This is a genomic window from Flagellimonas spongiicola, from assembly GCF_023502425.1.
GTDB lineage: Bacteria > Bacteroidota > Bacteroidia > Flavobacteriales > Flavobacteriaceae > Flagellimonas > Flagellimonas spongiicola.
This window is the reverse complement of sequence record NZ_JAMFMA010000003.1, coordinates 164976-177952: the sequence shown is the minus strand read 5'-3', so window position 1 is coordinate 177952 and position 12977 is coordinate 164976. Positions and strand designations below refer to the sequence as shown.

The following is a 12977-nucleotide window of genomic DNA, read 5'->3' as shown; positions in this document are numbered from 1 at the left end:
TTCTATCAAATGCAAAGCAAAAATTTAGTCAAAAATACAACAAATACAATAGGCAGTTCAACATTCTTGACCTAATTTGACAAAATATTGCTAGGAGTTAAATTTATGTCTGAACCAGACTTTCTGCCATTCTCTTTTGAGTATCAAAAAACAAACTTCGGATGATAAGTCGACAGGATCCTTAGAAGCTAACTTCAATATTTGAGATTCTGGTATATCCACTGCGTACAATAGATTAAGAAACTCCTGATACTTTTCTAGAACCAGCACGTAGATCTTTTCCTGAAGTAAGGTGACCAAATCCGAAATTGGTAGATTGAAAGCAAGTTGAATAGAAGCGTTGGCCCTTATAAAGTCCTTCTGCACCTGAGTTAGTAGGTCTTTAATAAGCTCCTCCTTCTTTGCTTGTTCCAGCACTCCTACGCTATCGTTAAATTGAAATTGCACAGGATAAATACGTCTTTGCCTAAAGTTTGGTTTATCTGGATTTGTATACTTTTCCCTCCTTCATCACAAAGGACACATTACGAAGTGTCTCTACATTATCCTTTGGATTTTCATCTACTGCTATGATATCTGCTATATACCCTTGTTTAAGTTGGCCTAAATTGTCACCCATACCTAAAAGTTCCGCATTGGTAACTGTTGCCGATTTTAGTGCCTCCATTATGGGCATGCCCGCTTCCGTCATGTAAACAAATTCTCGAGCATTCTCACCATGTGGAAAAACCCCTGCATCTGTTCCAAATGCAATAGGGACTCCTTTTTTATAGGCTTTTTCGAACATGGTTTGGATTTTTGGTCCAATCGCGGCTGCTTTTTTGGCGACTACTTCTGGAAAGAATCCCTTTATTTTTGCTTTTTCTGTAACCTGTTTGCCAGCAGTAATGGTTGGCACCAAGAATGTTTTATGCTTAACCATTAAATCCATGGTTTCCTCACTCATAAGGGTACCATGTTCAATAGTTTTTATTCCTCCAATAACCGCTCGTCTCATACCTTCATCACCATGAGCATGAGCCGCAGTCAGCATCCCATAGTCTTTTGCTGTGGCCGTGATTGCCTTAATTTCCTCCAAGGTGAATTGCGGATTTTGTCCACTTTTGGCAACACTAAGAACACCTCCGGTAGCTGTAATCTTAATGACATCCGCCCCATCTTTATAGCGCTGTCTAACTGCTTTTTTGGCATCTTCGGCTGAATTGACCACACCTTCTTTAGGTCCTGGATCACCCATAAGATCTTTTCGCATTCCATTTGTAGGATCAGCATGCCCTCCTGTTGTGCCTATCGCTTTACCAGCTGTGAATATTCTTGGCCCAACTACGCTACCTTTTGCTATAGCCTTACGTAGTGCTATGTTTACACCACTGCCACCAAGGTCTCTAACCGTAGTAAAACCGGCCATTAGGGTATTTTTCGCATAAACAGTGGATTGCAATGCTACATCCGCCTCATTTAAGGTGAATCTCTGAATATATCTTTGCGGGCTGGATTGCCCCTCAATATGAACATGCATATCAATGAAACCAGGCATCACCGTCTTGTCTTTTAAATCAATAACCGTAACATCCGAATCCCCATTCTGGAATCCATTTTCAATACTGGTAATGGTATTGCCGGAAATAATAATGGTTTTATCGGTGAGCACTTTCCCGTTTACAACATCAACAATTTGACCACATTGGAGGTAGGTTTCCTGAGCAATGAGAATTGATCCAAAAAACAATGCAGGAACTAATAGAAGGTTTTTCATTTTGACTTAGCTATTGATTATTCTTTTAAAAGTAAGAATAACGACTAACATCGCAATAACCAGTTACTAATTCAAAAATGGTCTTAAATGAAAAGGCCCATCTTAAGATGGGCCTTCAAAATTAATTTTGATTAGTGGTTATCCCCTGACTTTTTGCTCCCATTCCCAAGCGGATTTCATGGAGTCATCTAAAGTAGACAGTGCTTTCCATCCCAACACATCATTAGCTTTTGCCGTATCAGCATAGGCTTGAATTACATCTCCAGCTCTTCGGTCTACAATTTTATAGTTCAATTTTTCGCCTGATACTTTCTCAAAACTGTTGATTACCTCAAGAACAGAACTACCTTTTCCAGTCCCTAGATTGAACACTTCATAATTCTGTTCATTTTTATTCTGCAATAGGCGTTGTAATGCAACTACATGTGCTTTTGCAACATCCACTACATGAATGTAATCACGTATGCAGGTTCCATCCTCGGTGGGGTAATCGTCTCCAAAAACGGATAGTTGTTCTCTAAGTCCCATCCCTGTTTGAGTAATATATGGGACAAGGTTTTGAGGTACGCCCAACGGCAATTCCCCAATTTTTACGGAGGGGTGTGCTCCAATTGGATTAAAATAACGCAATGCTATTGCACTCAAATTTGGGTTTACCCCACAGGTATCTCGAATGATTTCCTCACCAATCTGTTTTGTATTTCCATAAGGTGATTCCGCTGGTTTTACTGGAGCATCTTCGGTTATCGGCAAGGTATCCGCCTGTCCATAAACCGTGCAAGATGAGCTAAATATAAAACTGGATTTCCCTTTTTGCGTTAATTCCTGAAGTAAGTATACCAGAACACCCAAGTTATTTTCGTAATACAACAGTGGTTGTTCTACACTTTCCCCTACAGCCTTAGAAGCTGCAAAATGAATAACGCCTTCTAAATCGTTATACTTCTGAAAAAACTCGTGTACTTTAGGCTTGTCCCGCAAATCCATTTTTTCAAAATGCGGTTTTTTTCCCGTGATTGATTCGATACCATCCAATACATCTTCAGATGAATTGGAAAGATTATCTATGATTACTACCTCAAAACCCTCGTTTTGAAGTTCAACTACAGTGTGGGAACCTATAAAACCGAGTCCTCCAGTAACAAGTATTTTCATGATGGGTTATTTACAAAGTCAATGACCAAATTGGTTATAAAATCGATTTGTTCATCATCCAGCTCTGTATGCATTGGCAAGGAAATAACTTCCTTGACCAACTGATTGGTCACAGGAAAATCTGCTTCATTATATCTTTCATCCTTGTATGCCTTTTGAAGATGCAACGGAACAGGATAATACACTCCACAAGGAACGCCATTATCATTTAAATGTTGCACAAGGCTGTCTCTTTTTTCGTTCAAAATACGTAAGGTGTATTGGTGAAAGACATGGCAATCGCAATCAACACATATATCTCCACATCCTTTAGGCATCTGAGGTGTTACAATATTAGCTTGATCTTTAAAAGCTCTATTGTACTTACTAGCTGCTTCTTTGCGCTTGGTATTATAAGCATCAAGATTCGGTAATTTTGCTTTTAACACTGCTGCTTGAATAGAGTCTAATCGAGAGTTTACCCCAACCACATCATGGTAATAGCGCTTGTACATACCATGATTTACCATACCACGAATAATATGTGCCAAGTCATCATCATTGGTGAAAATAGCACCACCATCTCCATAACAACCCAGGTTTTTAGAAGGGAAAAAGGAAGTAGAGGCAACATGACCAATGGTACCTGCTTTTTTCTTATCTCCATTTTCAAACGTATAATTTGCTCCTATAGCTTGGGCATTATCTTCAATCACATACAGATTGTGCTTATCGGCAATCTCCATTATGGCGTCCATATTGGCACATTGCCCAAACAAATGAACCGGAACTATGGCCTTGGTCTTCGGGGTAATCGCCTTTTCAATAGCTTTGGGATCAATATTAAATGAATCAGGTTCAACATCTACCAGGACCGGTGTAAGGTTCAAGAGTCCAATCACCTCTACAGTTGCAGCAAAAGTAAAATCCGCAGTAATGACCTCATCCCCTGGTTTCAAGCCAAGGCCCATCATACAAATTTGCAAGGCATCTGTACCGTTGGCACACGGTATTACGTGTTTTACGTCCAAATACGATTCTAAATCTTTTTGAAATTCGCGTACATAGGGACCATTAATAAATGCTGAAGTTTCCAAAACTTCTGAAATTGAAGAATTCACTTCCTCTTTGATTCCCTCATACTGACCTTTAAGGTCAACCATTTGTATTTTTTTCATCAAGCTAATTTGAGTCACAAAATTAAGAAAATCGATTGCCATAATTACCTCTTACGGAAAGAATGTAATTTAGCGAAAAATGATGCCTTTGCGAACATTGTATAACTTTTTACTAAAACTGACATGGTGGGGGCTCCACGTGGTAGCTTTGTTCAGTTCCAAAATCGATTTATTCGTAAAGGGTAGAAAAGAAACCAAACAACTCCTGAATAAGAGCAATTTCCAAAATGACAAATTCATTTGGATGCATGTGGCTTCGTTGGGGGAATTTGAACAAGGTTTACCCATTTTGGAAAAGCTTAAGGTAGCGTACCCAAAGCGCAAGTTCATTCTCACCTTTTTCTCTCCTTCTGGGTATGAGGTTAAGAAGAATTCCGGGGTTGCCAATCACATTTTATACTTGCCAATGGATACTAAATCCAATGTGCAGCAATTTTTGGATGCATTCCCAATTGACTTGGCCATTTTTGTAAAATATGAGATCTGGCCAAATTTTCTTCTTGGACTCAAAGAAAGTGGCATCCCTACCTTTTTAGTTTCAGCAATTTTCTCACAAGGACAGGTTTATTTTAAACCATGGGGTGGGTTTATGCGAAAAAGCCTTAAGGCATTTGATCATTTCTTTGTTCAGGATATAGGATCTAAAACCTTATTGCAAGAAATTGGATTTACGAATACCACGGTAAGTGGAGATACTCGGTTTGATCGTGTCGCAAAAATATTGGATCAGCACAATGCAATGGATTTTATGGACGGATTTAAAAGCGAGCAACTCTGTTGTGTTGCAGGCAGCACATGGCCTGAAGATGAAGAAATCCTTGTCAATTATATCAATGCTACCACCCACAACATCAAGTTTGTGTTGGCCCCGCATACCATAAAACCTTCCAAAATAGACAAGTTAAAGGCAAGTCTGGAAGTACCTGCAATTTGCTATTCCGAAATAAACGACAATGAATTGTCCAGTTATCAAGTACTGATTGTAGATACGATAGGGTTATTAACCAAGATTTACAGCTATGCCAACATTGCTTATGTTGGTGGTGCTTTTGCAACAGGTCTTCACAATACGCTAGAACCGGCAGTTTTTGGAGTACCCATCATTATTGGCCCAGATTATTCTGGATTCAAGGAAGCAGAGGATTTGGTTGCTCTTAAAGGCATCCAGACAGTGCAAAACAAAACGGAATTCAAAATTCTTATGGACAAATTTGTTACCGATTCTAAATACCGAGAATCCATAGGTGAAATCAATACTTCGTACATCCAAAATAATCTGGGTGCCACTGATAGCTTCATGAAGACGATTAAAAAGGTTCTTTGATTTTTTCCTAGATTTAGAAAAAATCAACCTTATGAACCAGCGTATTTTCAAAATCTCCCTTACCGCCGCCCTGGCAGGATTTCTATTTGGATTTGACACTGTAGTTATCTCCGGAGCCAATCTTCCCATAAAGGAATTATGGAATACCTCCCCTGTATTTCATGGTGTTTTCATTATGAGCATGGCCTTATGGGGAACGGTTTTAGGTTCATTATTAGGTAGCATTCCTTGCGACAAATTTGGACGAAAGAATACCTTGGTCTGGATTGGTGTGCTTTATTTTATTTCTGCGTTGGGCTCCGCTGTTGCCCATGACCCCTATTTGTTTTCATTCTTTAGATTTATTGGCGGAGTAGGCGTTGGAGCTTCAAGTGTTGCAGCACCAATATATATATCGGAAATATCAACTCCGAAAAATAGAGGAAAACTCGGGGCAATGTATCAATTCAATATCGTCTTCGGAATTCTGATAGCCTTTTTTTCCAATTATTTCCTAAAGGGATTTGATGGCGCAAATGACTGGCGATGGATGTTAGGTGTAGAAGCAATACCAGCTTTTGGCTACACCTTAATGGTTCTTACTGTTCCTAAGAGTCCTAGATGGTTATTATCCCAAAAGCAGGATGAGGAAGGTGCACTAAAAACACTGGAATACATCACCAGTATGGAACAAGCCAAAGTTAGATTGACCCAAATCAAAGAAGTCCTAGGAAAATCATTGGCAAAAGAAAATTTGTTCTCCGGAAAGTACAACAAACAACTCTCCTTGGCTTTCTTGATCGCATTTTTTAACCAGTTGTCGGGAATCAACTTTGTGCTATACTATGCTCCCGAAATATTGGAGCGGGCCGGTTTGGCATCCAAAGAATCTTTGTTCAGTTCAATTTCCATTGGTGTTGTCAATTTAATTTTCACCTTACTGGGCATTCGACTCATCGATTACTTGGGCAGAAAACAATTGATGAAAATTGGTTCTATAGGCTACATACTTAGTCTTGCCATGGTTGGATATTGTTTTTACAGTGATGCAAGTTCTACCTTATTATTGACCTTCATCTTGGTTTTCATTGCATCACATGCTGTTGGACAGGGGGCCGTAATTTGGGTGTTCATTTCCGAGATATTCCCAAGTAAAGTTCGCGCTTCTGGCCAATCCTGGGGAACAGGCACACATTGGGTGTTTGCTGCTTTGATTACCCTGACCACACCAATATTCTTAGACGCTGACAAAGGTATTTTCAAGGACAACCCATGGCCCATATTCTTGTTTTTTGCCTTTATGATGGTTTTACAGCTGTTATGGGTTCTTTTCCGAATGCCAGAAACCAAAGGTGTCTCATTGGAAGAATTGGGAAATACCCTAAGCGGAAAATCGAAATAGTACAGGACATACTTAAAAGCGTTCAGTTGGTCGAATAACCATCTGAAAACAAGGCGATTTCTCTGAATTATTCCGTAAATTGAAAGGAAATAACACTATTATGACTGATGATATTTCTTTTGGCAACAAAATGCTTGTCGGTTTTTTACGATTGATGGTTTTCGTCTTGGTATTGATTTTGGTTGCCATACCGGTTTGTATCCTTTTGGATTTTCTAGGTATTCTTGGATAAAAAAAATGCGGTAGTCACCTACCGCATCCTTTTCTATTTCTAATTGATTAAAAAATTACGTCCACATCTGCCATTGCCGTGGTCATTAATTTGATATAGGCGTCTATGGTCTTACTGGCCTTACTGGGTTCCTCTACCTCAAAGTCACCTTTCCAAATCAACTCGCGGTCTTTGTCCACACAAATACAATAAAGTGCTGTTTCTATGTAGTACAAATTGAAGGTGTCATAATATTCAGGGTCATAATACATATCCTGATGTCCTAAATAATCAGCGCTAAACCTGCTATACAGATTATTGAATTTGTTCATACGTTCCCTGAAAGTTCTTCTGTTTTCAGTACCAACTACCTTAGTGAACAAAATAGCATCAAATCCTTTGTCCAAAAGTTGCTGTTCCACATCTGAAAGTTCTTCTTCAGATTTTTCAGAAGATGTAAATTCAACATCGAACAAATCAACACTGCGCATAGCTTCTACACCTAACTTCTCCAACTTTTCCTTCATCTGACTTTCAAATTCCAGTCGGACCTCATCGTCTTGGCTCATGCCAACAATCAATACTTTGCCGGCATCAAAAACAACGTGCTCTGGATTCTTCCATGTTTCCACCAATTTAGTGGAAGCACAACTTGTCATCAGCACCAATGACAATAACATCAATTTGGTTTTCATGGCATTGTATTTAAAAAATTTCCTTAATCCCTCTCAGGATAACCCTGTCAATGTCTTACAAACATATCATGTCTCTTTTCCAATTGTCTTTTAAGGTCATTTATGGTCTCTGCCATCGCTTTCTCAAAATCATTGGATCTAGATTTGGCAAACATTCTTGGTCCAGGAGCACTCAATTCTATCTCGCAAATATTGTCTTCTCCCGATTTATCATGTTCTTCCTTAAACAATACATTGGCTTTAATGACCCAGCTATATTTATCACCCAATCGATGCAATTTTTTAAGCAACAGTTTATTCAAGGATTCACTGGACGGCATTTTTTGATATTGAATATTGATAACCATAACATTTGTTTTTAAAATCAATATAAAACTAGCCAGTACCCAATCGGAATAAAATGACAAATGTCAGGATTGATAAAGGTATATTTCCGTAAAGAGACGGGAATGGCACCAATAAAATGATGAAAGTTCTTTTGTACCCTCTATTTCAGTAAGAAAGGCTGACCGGTGCTTTGAAGTACGGAGAACCAAAATTCACTCTCCAAATCTATTTTCTTGCGTTTTTTGGTCACCTCTTTAATGGGGATGTAGACAAATTTGTTGTTTACTTTACAAGAAACAAATTGTGTCTTTCCTGCCATGGCCCCATGTACTGCGTGATACGCTAATCTACTACAATACACACTATCACTGGAATTTGCAGGAGCACTTCTAACAATGTAACTAGGGTCTATATATTTAATCGTGACTGGAGTTTCCGTGAAGTATTCCTTGATCTTATCCTTTAGAAATATCCCAATATCTGCATGTTTGATATTCCCGGAAGCATCTTGAACTCTGTTCTGGTCTTCAAACAATTGTTGTCCAGCACCTTCAGCAACTACAATTACCGCATGTTTCTTTTGCTGCAACCGTTTTTTGAGCACTCCCAAGAAACCCAATTCCCCTTCCAATTGAAAATCCATTTCGGGAATCAACACAAAATTAACAACAGGCATAGCTAGCGCCGCAGAGGCTGCTATAAACCCACTATCGCGCCCCATTAATTTCACTATGGAAATCCCATTGAAAGCGCCGGCAGCTTCGTTATGTGCATCCCTAATTATTGGACTCGCAACATCAAATGCCGTTTCAAACCCAAAGGATTCATCAATAAGATCTATATCATTATCAATGGTTTTTGGAATACCAACAACGCTGATATCGGCACTTCTTTTTTTGATCTCTTCACCAATAGCGTCAACACCTTTAAGTGTACCATCCCCCCCAATCGCAAATAACATGTTCACATGATTGGATTCCAATGTATCCACCATGGTCGATACATCCTGGCCGCCTCTGGAAGAACCAAGAAAAGTACCTCCAAATTGATGGATATCCTTGACTTTGTCTGGGGTCAGTTCAATAAGTTCATGGCCCATTTCAGGGTTAAGCCCTTCGTAGCCATAAGGAATACCAATGATGCGTTTTATTCCGTAGAAATAATGAAGTGCCATCACAACACCACGAATCACATTATTGATTCCTGGACATAAGCCCCCACAGGTAACAATCGCAGCTGTGGTGTCTTCAGGTTTAAAAAATATATCCTGTCTAGGTCCCGCTTTTTCCAGACATTGCGGTTCCTCCCCGTTGGATAGGCAACTAGCATAGCTATCCAGCGATAAGTCGAAAACCAATTTATCGGACTCCTTGACAAAATTGAAGATATGATCTCCCCTGACAGTACTTAACTGCAGGGGAGATTTGTAATTGGGCTTACCCAAATTTGCTATTTGAAACCTATTTGTTTCGCTCACGTTCTAAAACGATTAAAAATGATCATCCAATCCATGATGAGAATCAATCAGCGGACCTCCATTAAGGATTTCTTCTGACGCCTCACTAGCAAATTTATCAAAGTTAATGTGAAATGAATGTGCCAACTGGATGGATTTGCTCACATAGGCTCCTTTTTGCAACCAAGTGTTCATTGGATCTAAAATTTCGGTTGGAACACCTGGGCAGTATTTTGGCATATGTAATCCAAATACTGGGTGTGCATCATATTCCACCTCATCCAACTTCCCTTCCAAAATAGCGGATATCATGGCCCTAGTATATTTCAACTTAATTCGGGATCCAACCCCGTAAGGTCCTCCTGACCATCCTGTGTTGATCAACCACACATTGACTCCTGCCTCTCTCATCTTTTTGCTCAACATTTCGGCATAAACTGCTGGGTGCAAAGGCATGAAAGGTTCACCAAAACATGCAGAAAACGAAGGTACCGGTTCATTGATGCCCGCTTCTGTACCTGCAACTTTGGCCGTATAACCAGAGATAAAATGATATGCCGCTTGACCTGGGGTTAGCTTGGACACTGGAGGCAATACGCCAAAGGCATCACAGGTTAAAAAGAAGATGTTCTTTGGATTGGTTGCATAAGAAGGTGTCTGAATGTTATCGATATGATCAATTGGATAACTTACCCGTGTGTTTTGGGTTATACTGCTATCAAAGTAATCCACCTCCTTTGTTCCTTCTTTAAAAACAATATTCTCCAAAAGCGCACCCGGTCTGATTGCTCTATAAATATCCGGTTCCTTTTCTTCCGTCAAGTCAATCACCTTGGCATAACATCCTCCTTCAAAATTGAAGATGGTGTTTTCTTCCGTCCAGCCATGCTCATCATCACCAATCAACTTTCTTTTTGGATCTGCCGAAAGGGTTGTTTTACCTGTACCCGAAAGTCCGAAATAAATTGCAGTATCCCCTTCTTCACCAACATTGGCGGAGCAGTGCATGGGCAAAACATTTTTTTCAACCGGTAGCACAAAATTCAAAGCAGTGAATATTCCTTTTTTCATTTCTCCAGGATACTCAGAACCGCCAACGAGTGCTACTTTTTTACTCCAGTTCAAAATTGAAAAGTTCCCCGCAATGATTCCGTATTCCTCTGGATTTGGGCATTCATATCCGGGCGCACAGAGCACTAACCATTCTTCCTCAAAATTTTGCAGTTCAGCTTCGCTCAATCGAATGAACATGTTTTTGATAAAGTAACTGGACCAAGGATATTCAGCAATGACCCTAACGTTCATTTTATATTTGGGATCAGCACAAACGGCGGCATCCCTAACATACAGTTCCTTGCCATCCATGTAATTGACCACTTCGGCCTGAAGTTTATCAAAATTTTCAGGTGAAATGGGTTTATTGATCCTACCCCACCATACTTTATCTTTAGTGTAATCATCTTTTACCAAAAAACGGTCTTTTGGTGAACGTCCCGTAAATTTTCCGGTGTTTACGGAAAGTGTACCATTTTCTGATTCTACGCCCATTCCTTTATCAACGGTGATTTGTTGAAGGGTTTCGGCGCTAAGGTTCCAATGCGCTGTTGCATTCTCTAAGCCATATTTGCTTAAATCTTTTGTTGTTTCCATAACGTCGTTCATAATTTCCTATTTTTAGGTTAAAAGCTCCATATTGCAGGAACCAGTATTAATGTTGCAATGAAAAATAGCAGCAGCAACGGCCCTCCTACTTTCACATAATCCATAAAATTGTATCCTCCTGAGGACAACACCATGGCATTGGTAGTGGTCCCCACTGGGGTTAAAAATGCAGTTGATGCACTGATGGCTACGGCAATCATAAAAGGCTTTGGCGATACCCCCAATGTTGTTGACGCCATTATAGCTATTGGAGCCATTAGTACAGCTGTTGCGGAATTGTTGATCGTTTGACTAAAGGTGGTGGTCAAAAGAAATATGCCTGCCAATAGTGCAGTTGGATGTATACTCCCCAAGGCTTCCACCAAACCATTTGCAGCCAATTGGGCAACTCCTGTTTTCTGCAAGGCCAATCCCATGGGAATCATGGCTGCTATCATGACCACACTGGTCCAACTAATTCCCTTATACGCCTTACTTATCGGCACACATCCAGTCAACATCATGATTCCGGCACAGGCCAAAGCTGCAATTGCTCCAGGTAGAATCTTAAATACCAACAATACGATCATCAGCACCAAGGTTCCCAAGGCTATATAGCTTCTTGGTGTTAATTCATCCACGTTTTTGGATAATGCTTCCGGACTGCCGGAAATTACCAGGTTGTCGTACATGGAAGTCAAAGCCTCTATGTTTTCCCATTGTCCTCTGATGATAAATGCATCTCCGGCTTCTATCTTAATCTTGCCACTTAAAGGTCTGTTATGTCTTGAAGCAGCCAATAATTGTACTCCGGCTTGCTTCAAATAATGACCTAACGGAAGTGTCTTACCTACAAAAACAGATTTTGGTGTAATGATCATTTCAGCCAAACCAACTTCTTGATTGATCAATTCTTTTTTCAATAGGTCTTTCTCTGGTTTCCAAGGAAGCACGCCCAAACTAAACTTCAGAATAAGTTTATCAACATCTGCCGCCGTTCCTTTAACCGTAATGATATCATGATAGCGCATCTCGGTTTCTAGAGCAGGTAATTCAACAAACTGATGAATTCCCTGCAATGGATTTGGATGTCTTCGTTTTAAGCGCATAAGAGACACGTTGTGCACATCCTCAAAATCCCAATCCCCAACTTTTGTGTTGATCAATTGTGACATAGACCGAATCCTCAAGCGATAGATATTGTCTCCAATACTATAGTTTTCAATCCATTTGTGCATTTCCTGATCCAAAGCCATTGGCTTGTTTTTTGTGGTATGACTTGGCAACAAGCGATAACCAACATAACGGAAATACAGAATTGATATCAACAATAGTGGTAGACCAATCAATCCAAATTCAAAGAACGAAAAGCCTTCAAAGCCATTCTCCACCAATGCATTACTAGCAATAATATTAGGAGGTGTTCCCGTCAAGGTCAGTAATCCTCCTGTATTGGAGCCAAATGCAACCGGCATCAGTAATTTTGAAGGCAAGGTTCCGGCATTCCACGCGGCGGTAACCGTAACTGGCAACAGGGCTGCTACTGTACCTGTATTACTAACAAAACCTGATAGTAAGCTAGAACCCAAGGTGACAATTACCAGAAGTCGTGGCACGCTACTCTTTGCCCACTTTACAAAGCGTTGTCCTGCTAAGGCCGTCCAACCAGTTCTGGAAAGGCCTTCCCCAATAATGAACAAGGCTGCAATCATTATCACCGTGGAGTTACTGAAGCCAATCAAGGTTTCAGTGATGTCCAAAATTCCAGTCAGATATAGTGACAGCATTGACATTAAGGCCACTACATCTGGTGGGAATTTGCCCCAAACAAACAATATGATCGTAATAACCAGTATTACTAGAATTGTGGTCAT

At 40.0% G+C, this 12977-nt stretch carries 11 protein-coding genes; 2 read left to right on the top strand and 9 right to left on the bottom strand.

The window, feature by feature from the left end; all coding sequences use genetic code 11:
- Nucleotides 1–90 precede the first annotated feature (90 nt).
- The 4 genes from M3P19_RS12330 to M3P19_RS12315 all read right to left on the bottom strand — a co-directional run bounded on the left by M3P19_RS12330 (nt 91) and on the right by M3P19_RS12315 (nt 4068).
- Nucleotides 91–447, bottom strand: coding sequence for a hypothetical protein (locus M3P19_RS12330; RefSeq protein ID WP_249657987.1), 357 nt, complete (start codon nt 445–447; stop codon nt 91–93).
- A gap of 31 nt (nt 448–478) precedes the next feature.
- Nucleotides 479–1756 carry a metal-dependent hydrolase family protein gene (locus tag M3P19_RS12325; RefSeq protein ID WP_249657986.1) on the bottom strand — a complete coding sequence of 426 codons (1278 nt, stop codon included), beginning with the start codon at nt 1754–1756 and terminating at the stop codon, nt 479–481.
- Between the two features lie 138 nt (nt 1757–1894).
- Entirely contained in the window at nt 1895–2911 is a 1017-nt protein-coding gene (gene galE, locus M3P19_RS12320; protein WP_249657985.1) for a UDP-glucose 4-epimerase GalE, read from the bottom strand.
- Complete coding sequence (locus M3P19_RS12315) at nt 2908–4068, bottom strand: DegT/DnrJ/EryC1/StrS family aminotransferase (protein ID WP_249657984.1); 1161 nt, start codon at nt 4066–4068, stop codon at nt 2908–2910. The genes galE and M3P19_RS12315 overlap by 4 nt, the downstream gene beginning before the upstream one ends.
- 82 nt (nt 4069–4150) lie before the next feature.
- On the opposite strand from M3P19_RS12315, the gene M3P19_RS12310 reads away from it, so the two are divergent.
- Entirely contained in the window at nt 4151–5392 is a 1242-nt protein-coding gene (locus M3P19_RS12310; RefSeq protein WP_313791627.1) for a 3-deoxy-D-manno-octulosonic acid transferase, read from the top strand.
- A gap of 31 nt (nt 5393–5423) precedes the next feature.
- Complete coding sequence (locus M3P19_RS12305) at nt 5424–6773, top strand: sugar porter family MFS transporter (protein WP_249657982.1); 1350 nt, start codon at nt 5424–5426, stop codon at nt 6771–6773.
- Between the two features lie 279 nt (nt 6774–7052).
- On the opposite strand, the gene M3P19_RS12300 is transcribed toward M3P19_RS12305, so the two are convergent.
- From M3P19_RS12300 to M3P19_RS12280, 5 genes are all read right to left on the bottom strand, one after another.
- Nucleotides 7053–7679 (bottom strand): hypothetical protein, encoded by a 627-nt coding sequence (locus M3P19_RS12300; RefSeq protein WP_249657981.1) that lies wholly within the window; start codon nt 7677–7679, stop codon nt 7053–7055.
- A 47-nt stretch (nt 7680–7726) separates the two neighbouring features.
- Complete coding sequence (locus tag M3P19_RS12295) at nt 7727–8026, bottom strand: HPF/RaiA family ribosome-associated protein (protein WP_249657980.1); 300 nt, start codon at nt 8024–8026, stop codon at nt 7727–7729.
- 140 nt (nt 8027–8166) lie between these two features.
- Nucleotides 8167–9483 carry an ATP-dependent 6-phosphofructokinase gene (locus M3P19_RS12290; RefSeq protein WP_249657979.1) on the bottom strand — a complete coding sequence of 439 codons (1317 nt, stop codon included), beginning with the start codon at nt 9481–9483 and terminating at the stop codon, nt 8167–8169.
- Nucleotides 9484–9495: 12 nt separating this feature from the next.
- A complete protein-coding gene (gene pckA / locus M3P19_RS12285) occupies nt 9496–11124 on the bottom strand; it encodes a phosphoenolpyruvate carboxykinase (ATP) (protein WP_249657978.1) in 1629 nt (542 codons plus the stop codon).
- Between the two features lie 17 nt (nt 11125–11141).
- Nucleotides 11142–12977 carry an SLC13 family permease gene (locus tag M3P19_RS12280; protein WP_249657977.1) on the bottom strand — a complete coding sequence of 612 codons (1836 nt, stop codon included), beginning with the start codon at nt 12975–12977 and terminating at the stop codon, nt 11142–11144.